Annotated in this window: 15 protein-coding genes; 2 read left to right on the top strand and 13 right to left on the bottom strand. The window is 67.3% G+C overall.

Annotation, left to right across the window (positions count from 1 at the left end):
* Nucleotides 1-77 precede the first annotated feature (77 nt).
* Both IRX98_RS22905 and IRX98_RS21305 read right to left on the bottom strand, forming a co-directional pair.
* Nucleotides 78-2,690: a S8 family peptidase gene (locus IRX98_RS22905; protein WP_224280249.1), complete on the bottom strand. Its 2,613-nt coding sequence runs from the start codon at nt 2,688-2,690 to the stop codon at nt 78-80.
* Entirely contained in the window at nt 2,687-3,643 is a 957-nt protein-coding gene (locus IRX98_RS21305; RefSeq protein WP_224280247.1) for an AAA family ATPase, read from the bottom strand. Before IRX98_RS21305 ends, IRX98_RS22905 begins: the two co-directional genes overlap by 4 nt.
* A 651-nt stretch (nt 3,644-4,294) precedes the next feature.
* Here IRX98_RS21305 and IRX98_RS21300 point away from each other — a divergent pair.
* Nucleotides 4,295-4,921, top strand: a complete 627-nt coding sequence (locus tag IRX98_RS21300) for a hypothetical protein (protein WP_207085001.1) — start codon at nt 4,295-4,297, stop codon at nt 4,919-4,921.
* 327 nt (nt 4,922-5,248) lie between these two features.
* On the opposite strand, the gene IRX98_RS21295 is transcribed toward IRX98_RS21300, so the two are convergent.
* Both IRX98_RS21295 and IRX98_RS21290 read right to left on the bottom strand, forming a co-directional pair.
* Nucleotides 5,249-5,695 (bottom strand): hypothetical protein, encoded by a 447-nt coding sequence (locus IRX98_RS21295; protein WP_224280245.1) that lies wholly within the window; start codon nt 5,693-5,695, stop codon nt 5,249-5,251.
* Between the two features lie 5 nt (nt 5,696-5,700).
* Nucleotides 5,701-6,156, bottom strand: a complete 456-nt coding sequence (locus tag IRX98_RS21290; protein ID WP_224280243.1) for a hypothetical protein — start codon at nt 6,154-6,156, stop codon at nt 5,701-5,703.
* Nucleotides 6,157-6,587: 431 nt separating this feature from the next.
* Here IRX98_RS21290 and mobF point away from each other — a divergent pair, with 431 nt between their 5' ends.
* Nucleotides 6,588-12,515: a MobF family relaxase gene (gene mobF / locus IRX98_RS21285; RefSeq protein ID WP_224280241.1), complete on the top strand. Its 5,928-nt coding sequence runs from the start codon at nt 6,588-6,590 to the stop codon at nt 12,513-12,515.
* 139 nt (nt 12,516-12,654) lie between these two features.
* On the opposite strand, the gene IRX98_RS21280 is transcribed toward mobF, so the two are convergent.
* From IRX98_RS21280 to IRX98_RS21240, 9 genes are all read right to left on the bottom strand, one after another.
* Nucleotides 12,655-13,137: a hypothetical protein gene (locus tag IRX98_RS21280; RefSeq protein WP_224280240.1), complete on the bottom strand. Its 483-nt coding sequence runs from the start codon at nt 13,135-13,137 to the stop codon at nt 12,655-12,657.
* Nucleotides 13,138-13,231: 94 nt separating this feature from the next.
* Entirely contained in the window at nt 13,232-13,663 is a 432-nt protein-coding gene (locus IRX98_RS21275; RefSeq protein WP_224280239.1) for a hypothetical protein, read from the bottom strand.
* Nucleotides 13,664-13,710: 47 nt separating this feature from the next.
* Nucleotides 13,711-14,421 carry a helix-turn-helix domain-containing protein gene (locus IRX98_RS21270; protein WP_224280237.1) on the bottom strand — a complete coding sequence of 237 codons (711 nt, stop codon included), beginning with the start codon at nt 14,419-14,421 and terminating at the stop codon, nt 13,711-13,713.
* Nucleotides 14,422-14,425: 4 nt separating this feature from the next.
* Nucleotides 14,426-15,121 (bottom strand): hypothetical protein, encoded by a 696-nt coding sequence (locus IRX98_RS21265; protein ID WP_224280235.1) that lies wholly within the window; start codon nt 15,119-15,121, stop codon nt 14,426-14,428.
* Between the two features lie 12 nt (nt 15,122-15,133).
* Entirely contained in the window at nt 15,134-16,624 is a 1,491-nt protein-coding gene (locus IRX98_RS21260) for a type IV secretory system conjugative DNA transfer family protein (RefSeq protein WP_224280233.1), read from the bottom strand.
* Nucleotides 16,621-17,139, bottom strand: coding sequence for a hypothetical protein (locus IRX98_RS21255; protein WP_224280231.1), 519 nt, complete (start codon nt 17,137-17,139; stop codon nt 16,621-16,623). Before IRX98_RS21255 ends, IRX98_RS21260 begins: the two co-directional genes overlap by 4 nt.
* A 2-nt stretch (nt 17,140-17,141) precedes the next feature.
* Nucleotides 17,142-17,789: an ATP-binding protein gene (locus IRX98_RS21250; RefSeq protein WP_224280229.1), complete on the bottom strand. Its 648-nt coding sequence runs from the start codon at nt 17,787-17,789 to the stop codon at nt 17,142-17,144.
* A 12-nt stretch (nt 17,790-17,801) separates the two neighbouring features.
* Complete coding sequence (locus IRX98_RS21245; RefSeq protein ID WP_224280227.1) at nt 17,802-20,441, bottom strand: endonuclease/exonuclease/phosphatase family protein; 2,640 nt, start codon at nt 20,439-20,441, stop codon at nt 17,802-17,804.
* A gap of 64 nt (nt 20,442-20,505) precedes the next feature.
* On the bottom strand, nt 20,506-22,059 hold the full coding sequence (locus tag IRX98_RS21240; protein WP_224280225.1) for a putative type IV secretion/conjugal transfer ATPase: 1,554 nt from the start codon (nt 22,057-22,059) through the stop codon (nt 20,506-20,508).
* Between the last annotated feature and the right edge of the window lie 466 nt (nt 22,060-22,525).

The following is a 22,525-nucleotide window of genomic DNA, read 5'->3' as shown; positions in this document are numbered from 1 at the left end:
ACTTTGCACAGACGGTCCTGATTGCGAAGCGTTGTCAATGTAGGTGGTCGCGACAGGGACAGAGCTGCGCAGACGAGTTACGGCTGGATTCGGTTGCGCTGGGCGGCGCGTACGCGGGCACGCAACTGAGCCCGGACCTCGTCGTGGATGGTCGTCGACGTCGTGATCGCGGTCTCTACCGAGACGACCAGCCCGTAGCGAACTACGCGGCCGGCTTTGAGCCGCTGCGCGTCGTCCATGCACTGGACATGAAGCTGGAGGGCACCTCCGTCGTTGAAGACGAGTGCCTTCTGGCCGTCACTGATCTCGTGCTGCACACTGCCGCGGCGGGTGGCGTTGTGATCGGCTTCGATTCGCGCGCCCCCGGTCTCGTGGTCGTCGAGTCGCTCGAAGAAAACTTTGGCGCCGCGGTAGCGGTTCAGGTGCCCCGCCGTGGGGACGAACGAGGCGACCGTTGCGGTGACGCGGTGCCATTCAGCCTTGGCTCGCAGGGAGGCGGGGAGCGGGATCTCGTAGGTGTGTCTGTGCTCTCGTCCCAGCGAGCCGCCTGCGATGAGCACGGCGCGGTTCGTCGCCGCACTCGCAATGCGCTCGGGACGGATCGCGCCATACCCGAGAACGGCCGTGAGTTCGCGCCGCCACCGTTGAGGATGGAGCCCGAGCGCCGCGCGTAGCCGCTCGCCCTCCTGCCCCCATGTGCTTGTGTGGACGAGCAGTGCCTTGGCGAGGACGGGGTGGTACTGGGGATCGGGGAACTCCGCGTCGTCGGCGCTGTCGCGGCCTACTTCAAGGATGTCGAAGATCCGACTGGCCTCACGGGTCACGAGCGCGGTCGCGTTGCTTGTGCCGTGGGTGTAAGCGGTGGCGTCGGTACGCCCCGCAGCTGCCGGCGCTGCCACTTGGCTCCCGGGGCCTGTCGATGCCGTGTTCACCGGAACCAGTTCGACGGTCGGCGAGCCCCGCATCACGACGGGCCGTTGATAAAGCGCGCGACCACCGGCGTGGTAGACGTCGGGCTTGACCGAGCGGCCGACGCCGGGGCCCACTGCTCCGTAGAGGGCTGGCGCGTCCGGGTGTGCCAGGTCCCACACTGTGTCTGGCAGTGAGACCTCGCCGCTCTCGTCGGCGTGGGTCGCGGACACGGTCAAGGCGTTGACTGCATCCCCTGGTGGCAGGATCCCACGGACCTTGCTGGTCGCGTAGACGGCCTTTAGGGCGGCCTGAGCGGTGCTCTCAGGCGTTGCCGCTGAGTCGGCAGGGATCACGATCGGGACGTTGGGGTGATTGCCAGCGCTGACGACGAAGAGCAGGTTGAAGTCGACGGACATCCAGTCCAGTAGCCGACCAAGCGGGCTCATCCGGCGGACGAGTGCTCGGGACTGTGCGCCGATCGAGAGGTTGACGATGCGAACGCTGGGAGCCGCCGGTGGGTGAGTGCCATCGCCTTCCACAATGCGGCGGACTGCTCGGTGGAGAAGATCGGTGAGCAGACGGCCCTGTACGGTCACCTCTTGCCGTGGCTGCAGGGGATGTGGTTGCAGGATCGGGCGGACATAGATCGGGCGGGCCAGAGGGTCCCCAGGCTTGGACAGGTCGCCGTGGAGGATCAGGGATGCCATCGCGGTGCCGTGGTGGCGGTTCGCCACACCGTAGGTGCTCCCGATCCCATCGGGGTCGTCGATGATCAGCCGACCAGCGAGCGCGTCGTGGTTCTGGAACGGCAGCCCGTCGAGCAGGGCGATCCTGGGTGGGTCGGTGACTCGCTCGGCGGGCGCGATCGAACTGCTCGACAACAGCTCGGTCTCCGGAGCGGTCACGGACATTGGAATGTAGGGACTGACGAACATGATCTCGTCAGCGTTGAGCAGGTCAATGGCTGCCGTGCCTTCACGCAGGACGGTCTCGACCTGCTGGATCGGCAGCGCGACGAGAAGAGCGTGATAGCTGATCGAGTCGATCTGTGCCTGGGTCGTGACGGCGCCGCCTGCGCGCTCTACCACCGCCCTGAGGTGTGACTCCGCACTGTTCCGCTGGGCGGGGTCGCGCCGGTACCAGAGTTCGATTTCGACGTTGACGGTGCTGATGGACTGACCGACAACAGCGACGGTCTCCTGCCATCGTTCGAGCAGACCGGTCTCACGAACGCGGTCATCCGGGCCCCACCGTCGGATCCCTCGCAACTGCTCGAAGACGGTCTTGAACTTACCGAGTCCGCGCTCGAACGAGAGATTGGGATCCCGCTGCCACTGCTCGAAGAGGCTGACGAGCTGAGTGACTGCGGTTGCGTTCGACATCACTAGGTACAGCGAGTGTTGCACCGTGTTGTCGGTACGCGCGCCACCTTGAACCATGTGGAAGTCGTCGTCGGGCTCGCTGGGTTCATCGAGCAGTTCGGCGAGAAATTCCAGGCCTTCGATCTTGTTGACGGCGTTTCCAAATGCCTCCACCGTGCCGGCCAGATCGAAAACCAGGACCAGGGCCGGGTCGACCTCGTCGACCTGCTCGTGGCTCAACTCGGCACGACGGGCATCGAACGCATCGGAAAGGGCGCGGAACTGTGGGGACATTCGCTGGCCTTGGCGAGCCGCCGGGACCTTCGAGAGCCGCGGCATGTCGCGACGGGTCTGCTTGATCCGTTCGCCCACCTCCGGCGCGCCGAGCGCGAGGAGCGGGCGCTGATCCCCGCTCACTCGCCAGCTTGAGCTTGCCGGTGCTCAAGCCGTTCCTTCACGATGCGGCGGAGGTCCGCATCGGGCATCTCCAGCACCGCACGGCGCCGGATGTCCAGGGCGAACTCCTCAAGTTCAGCGAAGCTCGCTCCAGCGAGCTTGTCGGCAATGGTTCGCGGGGCATAGCCGAGGTCGCCACCAAGGCGCTGCGCGAGGCGCTCGAGGTACTCGGTGGCCTGCGCCCGTGAAGGAGCGTGAAGCTCGGCTCTCACTTGGAACCGCCGCCAGGCGGCTCGATCCAGGAGTTCGCCGTGGTTGGTCGCGCCGATGAGGATGACATGAGCTGGCAGCCGGTCGATCTGCAGGAGCAGCGTGGACACGACTCGTTTGATCTCACCAGTCTCGTGCTCATCGGAGCGTTCCTTGGCGATGGTGTCGAGCTCGTCGAAGAAGAGGACGCAACGTCGCGTGCGGACGAACTCGAACGCGTTGTCCAACCGGGCAGCTGTCTCGCCGAGGAAACTTGAGACCACACCCTCGTAGCGGATCACGTAGAACGGCAGCATCAGCTCCGCGGCGATTGCCTCCGCGACACTGGTCTTCCCGTTACCCGGCGGTCCTGACAGCAGGAGGCGGTTGCGTGGCTCGATGCCATAGCTCCGGAGAAGCTCTGACCGCTTCTGTTCCTCGATCAGTTCGGTGACGACGCGGCTGGTCACGGGAGCGAGTTCTAGGTCCTCGAGCTTGCGGTCCGGGACGATCTCATGGACCAGGTCGCGAATCGCCGAGGCGTGGTCGTCGCGCGGCTTGCTCGTGCCGAGTGTTGTTATGAGTTCCGACAAGCGATCCGCGAGAAGGTGGTGCTGGTTGGCACGTTCCTCCGAGATGACCGCTTCGACGAGGATCTTGAAGCGGTCCCGGTCGCCTCGGCGCTCGGCCTCAACGAGATCGAGGAGCAGGTCCGACCGCGCCATGCGCTCGCCCTCCTCCGCTGGATGCCCTGAACGGCCATGGTAGTCACCGCGAATTCCAGCGTACGACTCGACGCTGACAGTATCTTTGGAGGCGCGCCTCGGTCTGCGAATCTCGCCAACGCAAGACCGTCGTCTCGAACAGCGCACATCGGTGTAACCACAGCGCTCCAGGCCCCATCGGTGCCGTTCACAGGTCAACCTCCAGCCGCCACCCCACTCCCGCCCTCAATGTCGATCAGATCAATGTTCTTTGGCTGAAAGTTCGCGCTGGCCAAGATTCGCTGCATCTCGACACGACTCGACTTCCACATTCCCGACATGCACCGTCGGAATTGGTGCCGGGCAGGTGTCCGAAACCGGGTCGCCGCGCTCGCTTCTCCAGGCGTGATGGGGTGCACAAGCTGACCGCTGGAGGCTTGTACGCATAGTCGTGACGCCCTTCACCTCATCGAGGGAGATCGATTCCCGCAGGCACGTCACGCGCACACACATCGCGCTGATCCGGCGTCGTTGTCCGCTCGGCCCTAGGTCCCGGTCGCGGTCACGTGCGCGCGAGGGGACAACTCTAGGCGACGCAATCATCATCTTTGTGTCATGATGTTGTCGAATAGGAGGTCGACCGATCTCTTCGCCTGATTGAAGGACCCTCGCGTGATCGTCGTCAACATCAAGCACTCCTTGAAGCGCCTCATCGACCAGGTGCGTCTCGGTATCCCCGACGACGTTCTGCTCGAGCAGCTCGAGTCCGACACGACCACCAAGTGGGCCGGCCTGGGCAAGCAGGCCCTTGAGGCCCATCGCCCGCGCGCAGACGCGCTCTACGAGCACGGGAAGTCCGAGGAGGACGACTACCTCGTCGGGGTTTCGGGGGACCAGATTGTGTCGGTCTACGAGATCCGTGGCTGGCGTCGCGCCGAGGACGACGACCGTCGAGTGATCTTCAACGTCTCCCGAGCGCGGGCCGAGATGGCCGCCGCGGTCGGACAGCCGACCCCCGGAGGCCCCTGGAAGCGCGGCGAGTCCAGGCCCATCCGCTACGTCGACACTCAGCTATTCATTGGCGAGCTGCACCGCCGCGGCCTGGTGGCCGCATACGAGGACGCCGAGGTCGACGCCGTCGAGCGCCGGATGGTCGAGGTGGTCCGCACACTCGCCGGACCGACCAAGGCCACCTCACCACTCGACGGCGTCGACCTCGAGCGCGACCCGCGCGGAGGCATCCGGATCACCGTCCCGATGGGCACCAAGGTCACGATTGTCCAGCGCGATGCCAGCTAAGACGAGGAAGGCGCTTGAGGAGCCCAGCGCCATCAACAGACTGCTCACAAGCCCCTGTCACAGAGTCGTGGCAACGCACCCTGCGCGCCTGTGTCGTGATGCTCGCCCTCGCCGTACTGGCCATCGCCACAGCCGCCGCCAGCGCGGTCCTCGTCGGCGCGGTCGGCGGCCGGTAGTCAGGCGCAGTGCGAAAACATGACTGTCGGCCTTCGTGTCCGGTCCGAGGAGAGGTCCAGTTGGAGAGATCCGACTAACGACCACAACCGGTCGTTTCCGTCGATGCTGGTTGCCAGCGAGGAGCGTCGCGACGGGTTCACGGGACTCCTGTCAGAGGCCGGATTGTTGGCGTATGAGTGCTGCGGTGACGTCGGCAATGACGGCGCTCGGTACTCCACGCAGAAGCTTTCCGGCGCGCCGGAGTGCGGACTGGTCGTCCTCGTCATCAACCTGTTCCGAGGCCTGCTCCAAGAGCTGCACCAGGAAATCTGCGGCCGCGTCTTCGTCTGGCCATAGGCCAACGGCGCGCCGGCCACGCTCGGTGAGGCCGCGGCAGATAAACACGATCGTGCCGTGTCCGGCTGCCCTGGATGCTTTCCCAGTGAGGTATGCGCCGTTCATGCTGTCGAGCGCCCGGGCGACGGTCATGGCATCGAAGCTGAGTTCTCGAGCAATTTCGTCTGACACGGCGGGGCGCCCGTGTGCTTCAAGTCGTCGTGCCGCTGTTATCAGGATTGGCAGGTCTCGGGGGTGCCAGGTGTCGTCGAGCTTCTCCACCATCGTCAGCCCACCCCGGACTGGCGGGCGATGACCGCGGCGACGACGTCGACCATGACGTCCCGGGAGACCCCTCCCAGCGACGACCATGCGCGGCGGATGGCGGTGCGCTCTTCAGGGTCACTGGTGGCGTCTTCGGCTTGCCGGAGGGCGTCAACGAGGCTGTCAGCGGCGTCTTCGCCTGGCCATAGGCCGACGACGCGCCGGCCTCGTTCTCGAAGGTCGACAGCGAGGACGCCGGGACCGCTTCCGAGCGTCGCGCCGCCGGTGATGGCTTTGATGTACCTACCGTCGTCGAGAGCGAGCAACGCCGTCGTGGCTTCTTCTTCGGGGATCTCAAGCTCAATGGCGACCATGTCGCTGGTGCCGACGGGAGCGTCGCGACCTTCCAACCGTGCAACGCACAACAGGACGGGTAGGTCGCGGGAGTGCCACTGGTCGGGTAGCCGCTCGTTCGTCATGGATGGACCGTAGCGGCGCCCACCGACAAGCGCGTTCGGCCTAGAACATCGCTCACACCAGCCCGACCGCAAAACGGTCATTTTCGGTTGGGCGCGCGTTCCGGGAGCCGATCCCGTTCCGGTCACGCTCGCGCGTGACGATCCCGCATCCTGCACCGGGGTCGCTCCGCGTCACGATGGGCACGCGGGACCCGGCAACGCTCGTCTCGACCGCGTTCATGTCCGCGTCGCCGAAGACGAGCCGAACCATCGCCCGGCCCAAGCACTCGCAGCACCGAACAAAAGTCCACCGACTGACATAACGCGAGTTGTTAAACAACACATAGACAGAAGCCGAACCTCACCAGAAACCACGGACCTCATGCACTGTCGGAACTCGGGTGCTGGTGAGTGTCCGAACCCTCGCTGCCGGCGTTGCTAGTGAGGGTGTGATGGGGCTGCACAAGCTGACCGCGGGCGACGGGTACACGTACCTGACTCGCCAGGTCGCGGTGCACGACTCCACCGACCGGGGCCACCAGGGTTTGGCCGACTACTACGCCGAAAAGGGCGAAACTCCGGGCCGCTGGTTCGGCGCAGGCCTGGGCGAACTGGGCCTGGACAAGGGCAGTGAAGTCACCGAGGCCCAGATGCGGAACCTGTTCGGTGAGGGTCGCCATCCCGACGCCGAACGGCTGGAGAACGCCGCTCTCGACGCCGGCGCGAGCGTGGAACAAGCCAAGAAGGCCTCCCAGCTGGGCCGGGTGTTCGCGATCTACACCGGCAACCAACCGGAGTTCATCCAAGAGACCGCCCGGCGCTACATCGCCTACAACCTGGCCCACGACCGGCACTGGAAGACACCGGTCCCGGCCGAGGAACGTGCCCGCATCCGCACCGAACTGGCGAACGAGCACTTCATCGCAGAACACGGCCGCGCACCCATCGACGACCGGGAGCGCGGCTCGTTCATGGCCAAGGTCACCCGACAACAGACCACCGCGGTAGCCGGGTTCGACCTGACCTTCACCCCGGTCAAGAGCGTCTCGACGCTGTGGGCACTGGCTGATCGAGACGTGGCGCAACAGGTCGAAGCGGCCCATCACGACGCAGTGGAGGCGACGCTGTCGTGGCTGGAACAAGAGGTGCTCTTCACCCGCCGCGGCCGCGGCGGCCTCCAGCAGGTCAAGGCCGCGGGACTGATCGCGGGCATGTTCACTCACCGCGACTCACGCGCGTCCGACCCGCATCTGCACACCCACGTCGCGGTCAGCAACAAGGTCCAAGACGAGACCGGACGCTGGCTCGCCGTCGACGGCCGGGTGCTCTTCAAGGCCAACGTGACGCTCTCGGAGATGTACAACACCCTGCTGGAGTCCGAGCTGATCGCCCGCTTGGGGGTCCAGTTCGAGAACCGATCCACCGCAGTGAACAGGGACCCCGACAAGCGGCCCGTGCGCGAGATCGTCGGCGTCGACCCGCGACTGGCCTCGACCTGGTCCAAACGCGACACCATGATCGAGGCCCGTCGACGCGAGCTGGCCGCAGCCTTCCAACGCGAGCACGGCCGCCCTCCCACCGAGGGTGAGGCCGTCACCTTGAAGGAACAGGCGTGGGCACAGACCCGCCAGGCCAAGCACGCACCCCGCTCCGAAGCCGAACAACGGGCGTCATGGCGCACCGAAGCCGAGACCATTCTGGGTGGCGCAGAGGTGGTCGACGCCATGGTCGACACCTGCCTGGGGCACACCAGCAGTGGTGTGGAGGTCACCGAGCAATGGGTCAGTGACACCGCCGCCGAGGTGGTGGCGCGGGTGGCCGAGGATCGCGCGACCTGGCAGGTGTGGCACCTGCGTGCTGAGGCGCAACGCCGCGCGCGTGCTCACGGCGTACGCCTCAGTGACCTCAGCGACGCCGTGGACAGGGTCGTCACCGCCGCGATCACCGACCACTCGGTGGCCTTCAACGACCCGGACCCACTCACCGACGCCACCGCCGCAGCCGAGCAGAATCTCACCATCCCCGAGCCGCTGCAACGCAGCGAGACCACCGGCCGGCAGGCCGGTGAGGGTGCTCGCGTCGTGTCGGTCTACAGCCTGGCCGGTGCCCGCCAGTACACCTCCCCTGCGGTTATGGAGGCCGAGCGACGCATCGTGGAGTCCGCTCGGCGCACCGGGGGCCGCACGATCAGCGACGTACGGGTCGGGATAGCGGTCGCTGAAGCAGCCGCCAACGAGCTCCAGCTCAACGCGGCCCAACAGTCCCTGGTGCGCGAGATGGCCACCAGCGGCCGCGCGGTCCAGCTCGCCCTCGCCCCCGCGGGAACTGGCAAGACCACCGCCATGCAGGTCCTCACCCGCGCCTGGCAAGACTCCGGAGGCACCGTCATCGGCCTGGCGCCCTCCGCGGTTGCCGCGCAAGAACTCGGCGCCTCGATCAACCCCGAAACCCCAGCCGAGCCCAGCAACCGGCTGCCTGGCGCGTGGCGGCCAGGACGCAGGAAGGTGCGCGCCGACACCCTCGCCAAGCTGGTCTGGCACGCCAAGAACGGCGACGCTCCGGCCTGGATTGACAAGATCAACGACAAGACGCTCGTGCTGATCGATGAGGCAGGCATGGCCGCCACCACCGATCTGGCCACCGCCATCGACTACATCACCGCACGCGGCGGCCAGGTGCGCCTCGTGGGTGACGACCGTCAGCTCGCCTCCGTCGCGGCAGGTGGCGTCCTGCGCGACATCGCCCACCAGGTCGGCGCCGTCACGCTCAGCGAGGTCCACCGCTTCCGCAACCCCGACGGAAGCCTCAACCACGCCGAAGCCGCAGCCACCCTCGCGCTACGCGAGGGCGACCCCTCCGCCATCGCGTTCTATGCCGACCGGGGCCGCATCCACGTCGGTGACCTTGGGTCGTGCGCCGATCAGGCCTACGCAGCCTGGGCAGCCGACCGCGCCGCCGAGGTCGACTCCGTGCTCATCGCACCCACCCGTGAACTGGTCGCCGAACTCAACACCCGCGCCCGCAACGACCGCCTCGCGGAACACTCCGAGGACGAGATCGGCCGAGTCCTCACCCTTGCTGACGGCACCCGCGTCTCCGTAGGGGACCGCATCATCACCCGCCACAACGACCGTACCCTGAGGCTCAGCCGTACCGACTGGGTCAAGAACGGCGATCGGTGGCACGTCACCGCGGTCAACCCCGACGGCTCGATCACCGCGCGACACGACCAGCTCGAGACCACGGTCACGCTCCCGGCCGGCTACGTCGCCACGCGCGTCCAACTCGGCTACGCCACCACGGTGCACGGTGCCCAAGGCATCACCACGGGCACCAGCCACGTCGTCCTCACCGGCGAAGAGGACCGCAACCTGCTCTACGTGGCGCTCTCACGGGGCCGCTACGCCAACCACCTCTATCTCAACGTCGCCTCCGACGGCGACCCGCACAACCTCATCCGCCCCGAAGCGCTCCTCCCACCCACCGCGCTGGACCGGCTCGATCAGATGCTGCGACGAGACGGCACCCCCGTCTCGGCCACCACCACCCAACGCGACCTGGCTAACCCCCACCGTCACCTCGGCGACCTCGCCGCCCGCTACCACGACGCCGTCACGACCGGGTGTGAACACCTCATCGGCGCCACGGGCATGACCAAGATCGACCTCCACGCCGAGAAGCTGCTGCCCGGACTGACCGACGCACCCGCCTGGCCCACCCTGCGCTCCCACCTGGCGCTGGTGGCCATGAACGAACACAGTCCACTGCGTCTGCTCAGCCAAGCCGTCGCGATCGGCTCACTAGCCGATGCCCGCGACCCGGCCGCGGTCCTCGACGCCCGCCTCGACAGCCTCATCACAGGCCTCGAGCCCGCCACCGCCGACACCACTGACATGGCGGACTCGGCGGCCGCGCCGGCGACAACCGCGGGCTCACCACTGCCGTGGCTGCCTGCGATCCCCGACCGACTCGCCGACAATCACGACTGGGGTCCCTTTACCCACGCCTACCGCGACCTGCTCGCCGAGCAGATCCGCACCGTCCGCGAGACCGCACACGCCTGGACCGGGGCGACCGCACCGGCATGGGCACAACCGTTCCTCGAGCCCGAAGACGCCGAACTGCGTGCCGACCTCGCGGTGTGGCGAGCCGTCGCGCGCACCGACGATAACGACCTGCGCCCGACCGGAGAACGCGTCATCGGTGCCCCCGGCGACCACCAAGCAGCCCTCAACCGGGCCGTCCGCCAAGCGCGCCCCAGCTACCCCTTCGCCCAACGCAGCTGGTACCACGCGCTCCCCGAATCCGTCCGGCACGACGCCTGGATCACCCCACTGTGTCAGCGGCTGGCACGACTCGAACGCGCCGGGCTCCCGGTCACCGACTACATCCACGCGGCCCTGGCCACCGATCCCAGCCTCCCGCACACGACCACCACCCAGACCCCAGGCGACGGCCTCGCCGGCGGCGACGCTCCCGGCCGCCAGGTCGCGCGCCCGCTGCCGGACGAACAACAAGCCGCCGCCTTGTGGTGGCGGCTCGTCCCGCACCTGGGGCCCGCAGCACTCGGCGCCGACGAACACTCCGCGAACCTCCTCCAACCGGCGTGGCGTCCCGCCCTCGACGAACTCCTCGGCACCACCAAGGCCACCTACCTGCAAGGCTCACCCGCTTGGCCGGCCATCGTCGCCGCCGTCGACGAAGCCGTCGAACACCACGGCTGGACCCCCACCGGCATCCTCACCGGCGCCCTGGCGGGGGTTCCCCAAGACGGCACCCTGACCGGCGTCGAGATCGCCGACGCCCTCGTCTTGCGTATCGCGATGCTGACCGATCAACCCCTCACCCCAACCCTCTTCGGCGACGCGCCCGACGGCGACGACGTGCCGCCCGACCCCGAGGCCGCCGCCCCCGAGGACGCCGATGAGTTCCTGGCCGCCTATTACCGCGACCACGCCGAGGCCGAGCACGCGGTGGTGGTCACAGCACCGCTGGACCACGACGCTGCCCCCGCCGATCCGGACGACCTCCCCGTCGACGACATCGACACGGACCATTGGCGTCCGGTCGATAACCCGTACACCACTCCCCCGGCCTGGCAAGTCGAGGAGGTGACGGCCGAGAACGCGTTCCCGGATCCGAACCAGGTCAGCCCCGAACGCATCCACGACCTCAACGCCCAAGCGCTGGACTACTACCGCAGCTGCTACCCCAAGTCCTGGGCACCGGACTACCTGCTCGAGCGGCTGCGCACCGACCTGTCCGACCTCCCGGCTTACGCGGTGGGCTACGCACCCGGCGGCACCGGCACCAGCTTGATGCGCCACCTCACCGAACGTGGGGCCAGCGTCGAGGAACTCCAGCAGGCCGGACTCATCACCACCCGCGAACGCGACGACGGCACCAGCTACCACCGTGACGTGTTCCGCGACCGCCTCGTCCTGCCCATCCTCGACCCCCACGACCCCACCGGGCAGACCATCGCCGGCTTCCAAGGCCGACGCAACCCGATCAAGACCGACGACGACTACGCCGGACCCAAGTACCTCAACACCCGCACCACCCCGGCGTTCACGAAGGGCGAAGCGCTCTACGGATTCGCCGAAGCCCGCGACCTGCTGGCCAAGGGTGCGTTGCCGGTCCTCGTTGAAGGCCCCATGGACGCCCTCGCCATCACCCTGGCCACCCGCGGCACGGCCGTCGGCATCGCACCCATGGGCACCGCACTGACTATCAATCAGGTCAAGCTCCTACGTGCCTGCATCAACACTGTCGACGGGCGCGATCGCATCGCCGTGGCCACGGACTCCGACAAGGCCGGATGGACCGCAGCACAGAAGGCTTACTGGCACCTGACCGGCGCCGACCTCGACCCCACCCACCTCGAGCTACCCGACGGCCTCGACCCCGCCCAGTTGCTTCAAGAGGAAGGCCCGGACGTCTTGGCCGCCGCGATCGAAGCCCGCAGCCCGCTGGGCGAGGCGATGATCGACCAGCTCCTGCGAACCTCTGGCCACTGGAGCGATACCGACGTGCGCCAACACCTCATCCATCAAATGGCACGCATCCTCAACGTCCGCGGCCCCGAACACTGGCTCGACACCGCCGAGCGACTGCGCACCAAACTGCACTTCGCTCCCGGAATCCTCGAACACCAGACTCTCGCCGAGAGCATCGAACGCGACCGCAACCCCGGCGGCTACGTCCAGGCACGCATCGACGAGATGAACGACGCCGCCCGCAAACGCCCCCGCACCGCCACCCCCGACGTCGCGGGCAACTACGGCCTCGGCTTGGGCGTCAGCCAGTCAGTGCCACCTGCCGCAGAACCGACGCCGCCGACGATGGTGCGGCCCGAGGGCAACGGACCCGCACGCTGAGGGCGGGCAACTGGCTCAGAATCGTTCTGAGACAACCCGGAGGCAAAGAACGCCGTTGCCGCCCCCCGTTTGGGGGTCTCAGGTTCGTCAGGTCGGATTCTGAGCCGCTGATCGCCACGTCGACACGCTGATAGGCACCTCAGAACAGGACGGGTTGGCTCTCATCAAGTGAGGCCAACGCGCGCGCGATTCGCTCCTCGTCCCACCCGTCGATCACCGCGGCACGCAAAGCCAGGGAACGGCGATACATCGCCTCTCGGCCGCGCATCCGCCCTCGATAGCCCAGCACTCCCCGCCGCCCGTGCTGGCTGATTCGAGCCAAGTTGGCGGCCTGGGTCGAGCCTTCCAGATGATCCAGCAGGGTGCCGTCGGCGCGCACGCAGATCGGGTTGTCGCACACCACGTGCTCCACCACCGGGACTAGGTCGATCGAGACGCCCTCGGCCAGCGCCCACGCCACTCGATGGGGCCGCAGAACCCTTTGCCGGCCATCGCGGAGCACCCAGAAGCGACCGTACCCATCGTCGCCCAAGGCCTTTCGCCACAGCCAGCATGATGTCTCGGCCGGGCCCTTCACGACAGACGACCAGAACCGGTCGATCTCGTCAGGGCTCAGGTGCATGGCGCCCACCGTAGGCGGGCGCACCGACATCTGGGCCCACCGTCACACCGACAGGAGGAAGAACCAGTGCGGGTGCGGAACGCCTCCCGCGACGTCACAGACCGGGGCCGGTTGCCGGCGGTGATTCTGGTGCCGAGACTGCGGGCTTTCGATCCGTCTCACTCGCACGACCGTGCCCGGGCAGCACCCCAGCCTGGAGAGTCGCGCTGCGGAGGGCGTCCTGGTGCTCGGTGGCGACGGGGGTGACCTCGAAGGCCCGAGAGGAGAACGGGCCGACGTTGACGCTGGACACGATCGTGACCAGCCCTTGGCCGGCCATGCGGCCAGCAAGACCAGAGTGCTCAGACCAGTCCTTGATGAACACGTTGCCCGGCTCGGGAATGAGCCCGTACTGGGTGAGCTGGATGCTCAACCACTCGGGGCCTTCGTCGGTCACCAGCACGAGCTCACGGCCGGCGCGATCGTGTTCCAAGACTCCGGTCAGGTCGAAGTCGCCGAAGTCGATGGTGATCTCGTGCTGTCCCATGGCTTGCCCCTTGAAGAGCTCTGGCGAACTCGTGTCGGTGGTGGAGGTCAGCGGCCGGGCGCCGAGGTTGCGACGCTCCCGTGCAAGGCCCGGGCGTCGTGGTGTTGCCGATCGTCGGTGCTCGATGCGCTCGAGGTGAGCGCGGCCAGCTGCAGGGTGCTGCTCCGGCGCGGCACCCGATCGACCTCACCGGCTGGCGCAGGATCAAGCGCCGCGAGGCTGGTCGGGTCGACGTAGTGGTCATCGATGCGGTCGATGATCCGAACACAGACCGCGTTGAGGCGCGGGTTGTTGGCGACCTTGTTCTGGGCGTACATCACGCTGGTGTGGTCCTTGCCGAAGAACGCCCCGATCGCGGGCAGCGTCATACCGGTGCGTCGGGCGGCCGTCATCGCGACGGCTCGGGCATCGGTGACGCTGCGGTGCCGATCAGCACTCAGCATCGCCTCGCGGGTGGTGCCGAACGCCTTCGCGGCCTCGGCCACCGCGATGGCGCAGACACCCTCGGGGCCCACGTCGGCGACGTCACCCTCAGCGGTCTCGGCGGCGTTGACCTGATGGGCGAGCATGAGGGCCAAGGACCGCAGCTGGCCTGCGTTCATCTGATCGAGCGTGTGGGAGACCGCCTCGTGATCACGCTGGGCGACCAGGGCCGCGAAGACGGTGGCTTGCTGTTCGGTGAGTTCGTCGTCGGCCCTCTCGCCCGTAACGGTGTGGTCGGTGTCGACGACGCGGAGTCGGGGTTCTTTGGTGGCCATTGGTCTACCACCTCTCGTGCAGGTCGTCGCTGTCGTGGTCATCACCGGCGGGCCTGGCTGGGGTCTTCGACGGGCCAGTGGTCCTGGCGCCGGCCTTCTCGAGGTCGGCTCGGAACCGGTCGCGTCGGGCTCGGCGGGCCGTGGTCGAGGCTTGAGCTTCATCGCGTTCGTGCCGCGGTCGCGGCTGATGCTTGGAGGGCTGGCAGCCCTCGCCGAGCCGGTCGCGCAGCCGTTCGAGGAACCCGGGCAGCGTGTAGCGGTGCCAGTCTTCGAGCGCGGCCGGGGTGACCGCGAAGCTGGTGTAGTAGCGACCGCACGCCACCACAGCGAGGTCGTTGACCAGGTGCGGGTGCTGGGGCCAGCACTCGGGGATTCCGGTGCGGGTCACATTCCACAGGTGCTGCTCGTTGACCCACATGGCCACCAGGTCCAGCCAGGACCACAGTTCGGTGCGTGTGCGTCCGGTGCAGGTGCCCGGGTCCCACGGCCTGGGCATCTCGGCCAACTCCCGCAAGGCCTCCTCATCGGCAGGTGGTTCCACGGTGGCCTGCTGCAGGTGCTCCATGGCGGTGCGGATCGTGGGTCCGGGCTCAGGAAACGGCTTCACCATCAGCTCGGGCAGCATCGCCGGCGGTGGCGGGGTCTGGTGGCCGATGGTGATTCGCGACGAGGCGAGCTGTGAGGGGTGCGGGCTGGTCATGAGCGGGGTCTCCTACTTCGGTAGCCCGAGGCGTTGGCGGGTCCGCGCGATCGGCTCGGTCGCGGTGGTCGTAGCGGACGGTTGCGTGCTGCTCTGGGAGGGGTCGTTGTTGTCGGTGAGGGGTGAGCGGGCGGCCTGGCGGGCGCGGCGCTGGGCAGCGAGCAGTTCCTTGCCGCGCCTGCCGTCGATGCAGCGGTGGAGGTGGGCGATGATCGGGTCGTACATCTCGGCCAGCACCAGTGCTTTGCGTTGCTCGATCCGACGCAGCTCGGCGGCTTCCAAGATGGGGACGCGGCGCTGGTCCCAGGACCGGTCCATGAGTCCGAACCACTCGTTGCCGCGTGCGGAGTGCCGGGTTTCGGTGTGGGTCGTCGACCCGATCAGGTCGGCCAGCTCCTGATAGAACCGGATGTCTTTGCCGCCACCGAAGACGACCAGGTTGTTCGACAGCCCAAAGATGGTGCGGGCTTCGTCCTCGCCGTAGCAGACGACGAACTGCCGCCACGTCTGGGCGGCCAGCAGGAATGACAACCCCAGTGCTCGTTCGTTGGCCATCCGCGTGGACAGGGTCGGAATCGGTGCCGTGGACGGCAGCTCGTCGAGGCAGGCAAGGAACGGTGGACACAACCTGCCGAACGGGGAGGTCTCTCCCAGTCGTTTGGCGGTGTCGAGGATCTGCTCGGTCACCGCGGTCATCAACGGCGACGCCGACGCATACGGGTCGTCACGGCCCAGGAGGTAGATGGTGCCGCCTGCCTCGATCAGCGACTGGAGATTGGTGGCGGGGCGCGCAGCTGAGGGCACGCAGCGTTCGCGGATGGTGCGTTGGAAGAACAGCGCCATGGCCTGTTGCACCGTGGTGATCGTGTTGCCGGCGGTGCGTTCGTCCCCGTACAAGGCGCCGCGCAGCAGACCGTCCCACAAAGGTTCAGCAGAGGGGTGGGTCCGCAGGATCTCCTCAGCACGCGGGTGTTCGCGGGGGCTGGACACCCACATCAGCACCTCGTCCAGACTGCTGCCGGCGATCGCGGCCGCGTGAAAGTAGGCCTGGAGCACCTTGGCGCACTCACCCGCGTAGAAGCGCGCCGCCTGATCGGAGGATTGGGCGGTGGCCCCCTTGATGGTGCCGGCCGCGAACGCCTTGGCGCGGCGTTCGGCCAACATCGCGTCCTCGCACCCTGCGATCGGGTCCCACACCAACTCAGGCACTCCGGGTGCCAGGCCGAACGGGTCGAGAACGGCCACCGGCCGGCCGTCCTTCTGGCGTGCCTCGAGGGTGAGGAAAAGGTCTTCGGGTTTGGTCAAGGTGACCAGGGCGCCGCCGGGGGCATCCAAGAGGGCGGGCACCAACAGGTCCAGCGTCTTTCCTGATCCCTGGGGCCCGATCACGCAGGTGGTCTTGTCGTAGGGCACCCACAGCTCGGGCCCGCTGATCCCGGGCGCCCGCCCCAGCCGCCAGCCCACCTGGGTGGGGTCGACGCGGTTGCTGCTCGCACCACTCATCTAGCCGCAACCTTCTCTCGCGCGTTGGGTCGGGGCTCCTTCGCACCGGGCTTCTTGGAGCCGGTGCCGTAGAGGTCAGGGCGGATGACAGCGGCGTTCTTCCGCAGCCGGGGCAACCCCAATGCCTCGGCGGCTTGGGCACTGGTGGCGAGGCCGTGCCCGGAGGTGGTGCCGGTGACCTCACGCATCCACAGTCCGACCACGACTGCGGCTGCGCCCACCACGAGCTCCCCGAGCAGCGTCCACGCCCACATCGCGGGGCTCGGCCACAGCGTCTGGGCGATGTTCTCGGGCAGACCTTCACCGAAGTGTCCCTGCAACAGAGCGCGGTAGGCGGCCCAGTGGTGACCAGTCGGCCAGGCCAGTTGTCCCGAGGTCAGCAGCGCCGCCAGGCTCTGCATCACCAGTGGGGTCAACACCACCAAGACCAGGCCCGCGCAGGTGACCGCGACAGGTACCTGCCATGTCGTCGGCGGGGTCGCGGTGGCGAACCGTTCGCGCCGGGTGCGTTCCATGCTCACTGTGCCTTCACCCACTCAGGGGTCGGCGTGTTCCAGCGGTGACAAGGCGCGTCGAGTGGGCTGCGCTGGTCGGCGATGATCGCGGCGGTTCCGCAGGGCCAGTCCAGCCGGGTTTGACCTTCTTGGACCGCCAGCTCGACCGGGTCGGTGCTGTCGGGGCAGATCAGCCCCACACAGGGGAGCGCTTCGACGTCGCTGCGTGGCAGCGGGATCAGGCTCGCGTCGCGTGCGGTCAACAACACCGGCACCTTTCCCAGGGGCAGTGACGCCCAGGCGGTGGCGGGAAGGAGCTCAGCCTCGTCGATCACGATCAGACAGGACCCTTCGACACAGCCGGGTGCATCCCAGGTGGGTGGCCATTCGTCGAGCGGGTGTCGGTGGCAGCGCAGGTCGGCCCATTCGGTGCTCGCGGGAGTGAACACGTGGGCATGTCGGTTGGTGTCAGCCAGCCACCAGCGCGTCAGGTAGCGACAGATGGTGGTCTTCCCGCGGCCGGAGTCACCCACCAGCAGCAGCGGTCGGGAGCTGGCGGTGTCGAAGGTGACCAGCTCCCCGGTCGCCGTGATGCCGATGCGTACGTCCATACCCTCATAAGCAACCCGGCGCCGGCCGGATCGGACGCCGCCGTAGGGCGTGATCTTCACTCGGGCCGAGGTTCACGCGGCCTGGGCGGGGTTCCCGCCGAGATCGAACCCGGGTGTGGGCAGTGCCCAGGTGACGCTCCCACCTGGCGCATGGACGTCAGCGAACCCCACACAGCCGTAGCTGCCCTGCTGGGTGCAGCCGTAGTCGTTGCCGAAGATCTGGCCGTTGCCCACATAGATCGCGACATGCCCCACCCCGTTGCCGGTGTTGTAGGACACCACCGCGCCCACCGGTGGGAGCGGGTCCAGACCGGTGCCGTGGGCTTTGGCCAGTCCGGCGTTGATGATGCCTTGGGCCACGTCCTGCCCGTCGCCGTACCCGCGGCCCACTCCGGGTCCTCCGTAGAGCGCGTCGACCACCTTGGGGCACTGGTTGTCGTAGGTGCACGGCGCGCCGTTCGTCCACGACAGTGTGCACAGCCCCTGCTTCGCGGCGAGCATGGCGTTGATCCGCGCCGAGACCAGCGGTGACAACTCAGCCGACACCGACACGTTCGAGACGCAGCCGGTCTGGCTGGTCTCGGCGAGACCGGCCTGTGACACGGCCTGGCGTGCCTGCTCGAGGTAGGTGCGGTGGTCCTGCTTCTCGAACGGAATCCAGTCAGCGAACTTGGCCTCACCCGCCCCGGGCCGGGCTTGATACAGCGCAAATGCGTATCGGGCGTTGAGCAGTGGGTCGTAGATGTCGGCGGGCTTGTCCCAGCCCGGCACCTTGCCCTGATGGGACTTCGCGATCTGCCACAGACCGAAGTGGGTGCCGTTGCTGGCGCGGGGGTTCCAGGTCGATTCCACTCGCGCGATCGCCACCGCGATCACCAGGTCCTCGCCACGGAACCCTGCCTGATAGGCCGCTTGGGCCGCGACCGTGGCTGCCTCCATCGACTCCGGCCCGGTGACCCCGGGCAGCAGCACCGGCGCGGTGATCGGGGTGCTCGGACACGGTGGACACCCCTGAGGAACCGTTGTCGATCCTGACGAGGGCCCGGCACCATTCATCGACATGCGGGTGAACAAGGCCGGATGGTCCGAGTGCACCGCCGCAGCGCTGATCTGCCAGGTCCTCAGCACCGTGACCGGGGCTGCATAGAAGTTGTAGATCACTCCTGTGTCCATGGTGTTCGCAAAGCCGGCCGCGGCCATCCGGGTGGCCGCCGCGGCGTGGCCGTCGCCGGCGTGGGAGTTCATGTCCCCACCCACGAACACCGGCCCGTAGGCCTTCAGCACGCCGGTGAGCTGGATCAGATAGTCCATGCCCAGGTCGTACTGCTCGGCCCGGGTCATGGGCGGGTTCCCCCATTGCTGAGGGAACTTGTAGACGTTGGTCATGTGGTGCACCGCGATCACCGACACCACGGCACCGTCGGTGCGTTGAAAGGTGCCCCACGCAGCGAACCGATCCCAGTTCTTGTTCGCCCCGTTGAAGACGGTGTGGTCGTCCTCGACGATCTTCACCCGACCGCCGACAAGCAGCTGCCACGTGTCGCTGCGCCACATGATCGCGCTGCCCAGGGCGTTCGCATCGTCCTCCCCCGCTGGCAGTGGCTCGCGGTAGGCGTCATAGCCCGCGACCAATGACTTCATGTGCGGTAGAGGAACGTCCTCGACCTCGTTGAGGGTGATGAAGTCGGGCGCATGTCCTGTCAGTGCCCGCACGCCGGGGTCGAACCCGGCCCGGGTCTTGATACTGGCGTTGGCGATCAACACCTCGCCGTTGACGGGGCCTCCCGGCGTGACCTGCAATCCAATGGGCATGGTCCCCAACGCTGCTGATGCGCGTTGCTCCGGGCCTCCCGTGGCAGCGATCTGTGCGGTCGCGTGCACGAAGGGATGGTCGGTGTAGCTGTGCGCGCCGTCGTTGGTGGACCTATCCACGATCGGATCGACGAACGCGACCTGCGGGCTGCCCATCACCCAGTCGATCTGCTGGTCGCTGGGATTCGCGGCATGCCATCCCGGTGCGAGCGACACAAAGAGCTCTTTGAACCTGGCCCGGTCGTTCATGTCGCCAGTGAGAAGCAGGGGCGTCTCCGGCTCGATGGTGGCGATCGCATTCAACGCCTCCGCCTCGGCACGAACTGCGTCATCACGCACCGCGTTGCTGCCCTGGACGACGTTGGCAGGGTGGTGGGTGTTCAGCACCCACACCGAACCCATCCCCGTCGAAGAGGTGAAGCGAACCAACGGAACCCGGATCTTTTCCCCGCCGTAGCTGATCGCGACGTAACGCACGTCATCGACCGCCCATGCGCCCGGCTGGTACGCGATCGCGTTGGCCGAGGATTCCTTGCCGTTCGGCCGCTTGCCCTTCACCAACGCCCACTGGCCCTGAGTGGCGGCTAAGAACGCCTCGGCCTGGGGCGGCTCAAACTCTTGAAACCCCACAATCGAAGCGCCAGAGCCGTTGACCTTGGCCACCATGTTGGGCACTCGGACGGAATAGTGCCGCTCACCCGGATGCGGGTTGCGAGTGAAGTGCGAGGCACCCCGCCAGTTCAACGTGCCGATCCCGAACGAACCTCCCCCCGTGGGGTTTGTCGTCACCGCGCAGGCCGCCCGCGCCGCCTCAATGCTGGCGCTACCCATGCCGAGGATCAGCAACAGCAACGGCAAGATCAGCAAGAACGGCAGCCCCACCACCAAGGCCTTCTTCATGACCGACCCCTTGGTGGTGGGAAGTTCACTGGGGGTGAGGAACGCTCAGCATCCTCGGGAACAGTCATGAGACCGGGTCGATCGCGTCGTTGGTGTACGTCAGCCTCTTCTCCAGCGGAGTCAGCAGCGTTTGGACCTTGTACCGCTGGTCACCGACCATCCACAGCGCGCGGCCCTTCTCCTGCATCGCCCAGTTGGTGATGACACCTTGCTGCATCTCCGAGAGCCCCATCAGCCGGCCGAGCTCGTCGGCGACCGACTCGTCTTGGCCCATCAAGATGCGCACATCGGAGAGATTGAGCAGGTCCTTGGCGATCTGGGCGGCCTGACTACCTTGGTCGCCAGCGCTGAGCGGGTCTGAGGGCTTGTGGTAGGTCACGACCTGGATGTCACCCTCGGTCCGCGAGAGCCGCAGGTTGGCGTCGAGTGCCTCGACCGCTTCGAGTGAGAGCCGGGTCTGCAACCACGCCTCATCACGCAACACGATGCGCCGATCGCCAGCAGAGGCAGATTCCCGCATCCCCTGACCCCAGCTGTTGAGGCACATCAACGCGATGCCGACCGCCACCTTGTTGCCGGTCTCGTGCAGCGATCGCAGCGACAGGGTTTGGATCGGGGCACGCCAATCGGGCTGGAAGGTCGACTCGGTGTCGAACATGCCCTGCAGAGAGCCCTCACACAAAGCGCCCAGCGCGTCACGTAGCGGCCGGGTGCCGTCGAAGAAGTCCTGCCGGGTGGAGTAGCGGCAATCAGCGACCAGGTCGTCGGTGGGGCTGTCGAGCGCAGCCCACACCAGGGGGATGGTGACTGGCTTGAGTTGCGAGGCACCGGCCGACCAGCCGGTCAGATGCCGCAGCACCTTGTTGATCACGCGCTCCTCGGTAGGGGAGAACACGACGCCTTGGGAGGCGATCAGTCCCCGGATCAGCATCAGCCACCGGTTGAAGATCACGGTGGCTCGACGCTCCTGCTCCTGCGGCGTCTGCTTGTCCCAGTCCACCCCGAGCGGGCCGAGGTCGAGCGGGTTGATCCGCCCGGCCAGACCGGGTCCGATCCGGAACGGGTCGACCCCCAGGAACCGGGCGAGATCTTCGTACTCGTCCTTCACATCGCCCAACACCAAGGACCGGTAGCCGTAGCGGATCATCCTCAACATGAACGCCTTGACAGTGGCGGACTTCCCGCGACCGGGCTTGCCGAAGATGAACACATTCGGGTTGGTCACCGGGATTGAGTCGTCGAGAACCCAGCCCATCGGGTCGCAGTAGAACTTGCCGCCCGAGAGGACGTCGTAGCCCATCTCCGCACCCCAGGGCGGCAGCCCGTCACCGGAGATCAACGGCCACAACACCGGGGTCTCCTCCGAGGTCATCTGATAGCCCACCAACGGCGGCAACGTCGGGGCCCACCCATGACCCATCCGCCGAACGCCGCCGGGTTGCACCGAGGCGGGAAACAGCTTCTCCGGCGGCGGCTGGGCTGCGGGTCGGGCCTTGCGCGGCATCGTGGTGCCGAAGTCGGCCAACAGGTCATCGATGGTGCGTGAGGTCGGGCGGGCAGTGCTCTTGCCGCCTCGAGGGCGGCGAGGTCTCGTCGCCTTGGTCACCGTGGCACTCACTCCGACCACTCCCCGGGGTGCCCCCGCGTGGGCATCGGCCCCCACGCCAGGGGATCAAGGACGTGGTCGCCGTCGACGCGCAGACGAATCGGCTCGAACGACCCGAACGACCCGTACGGGTCGAGCACGACCCCGGGTCGTTCCTGGCTACGTGCCCACCTTTGGAGTGCGGCCGCAGCGGCAGCCTTCGCCGAGGCCGTGCGCAGCTGTGCAGGCGACTTGCCGCGGCCCATCCCACCGGCATAGGTGGGGCCGAGGGTGTCCGGTTCAAGCTGGCCCGGATGAGGCGGTCTCGCGCTGGTGACGTGGGGTTGCTCCATGCCTACATAAGCCACTGTCTGTGGTTCCCCCCGAATCGTGGAGGGCTTCTCTATGCGGCTTCCCGGTCGGGGGCCGCTGTGTCCTCGTAGTTGACCGGGCTCATCATGCCCGCCGAGCTGTGCCGGCGTTGGTGGTTGTAGAACCC

The sequence above is a fragment of the Nocardioides lacusdianchii genome (genome assembly GCF_020102855.1).
Lineage (GTDB): Bacteria > Actinomycetota > Actinomycetes > Propionibacteriales > Nocardioidaceae > Nocardioides > Nocardioides lacusdianchii.
The sequence above is the reverse complement of the archived record's forward strand: the minus strand, read 5'-3'. Positions and strand labels throughout refer to the sequence as shown.

Bases quoted from the DNA above. Each gene is read 5' to 3' on its own strand.
- IRX98_RS21305 (WP_224280247.1), bottom strand. From the start codon at position 3,643: ATGGCGCGGTCGGACCTGCTCCTCGATCTCGTTGAGGCCGAGCGCCGA.
- IRX98_RS21290 (WP_224280243.1), bottom strand. From the start codon at position 6,156: ATGACGAACGAGCGGCTACCCGACCAGTGGCACTCCCGCGACCTACCC.
- mobF (WP_224280241.1), top strand. From the start codon at position 6,588: ATGGGGCTGCACAAGCTGACCGCGGGCGACGGGTACACGTACCTGACT.
- IRX98_RS21280 (WP_224280240.1), bottom strand. From the start codon at position 13,137: ATGCACCTGAGCCCTGACGAGATCGACCGGTTCTGGTCGTCTGTCGTG.
- IRX98_RS21275 (WP_224280239.1), bottom strand. From the start codon at position 13,663: ATGGGACAGCACGAGATCACCATCGACTTCGGCGACTTCGACCTGACC.
- IRX98_RS21270 (WP_224280237.1), bottom strand. From the start codon at position 14,421: ATGGCCACCAAAGAACCCCGACTCCGCGTCGTCGACACCGACCACACC.
- IRX98_RS21265 (WP_224280235.1), bottom strand. From the start codon at position 15,121: ATGACCAGCCCGCACCCCTCACAGCTCGCCTCGTCGCGAATCACCATC.
- IRX98_RS21260 (WP_224280233.1), bottom strand. From the start codon at position 16,624: ATGAGTGGTGCGAGCAGCAACCGCGTCGACCCCACCCAGGTGGGCTGG.
- IRX98_RS21255 (WP_224280231.1), bottom strand. From the start codon at position 17,139: ATGGAACGCACCCGGCGCGAACGGTTCGCCACCGCGACCCCGCCGACG.
- IRX98_RS21245 (WP_224280227.1), bottom strand. From the start codon at position 20,441: ATGAAGAAGGCCTTGGTGGTGGGGCTGCCGTTCTTGCTGATCTTGCCG.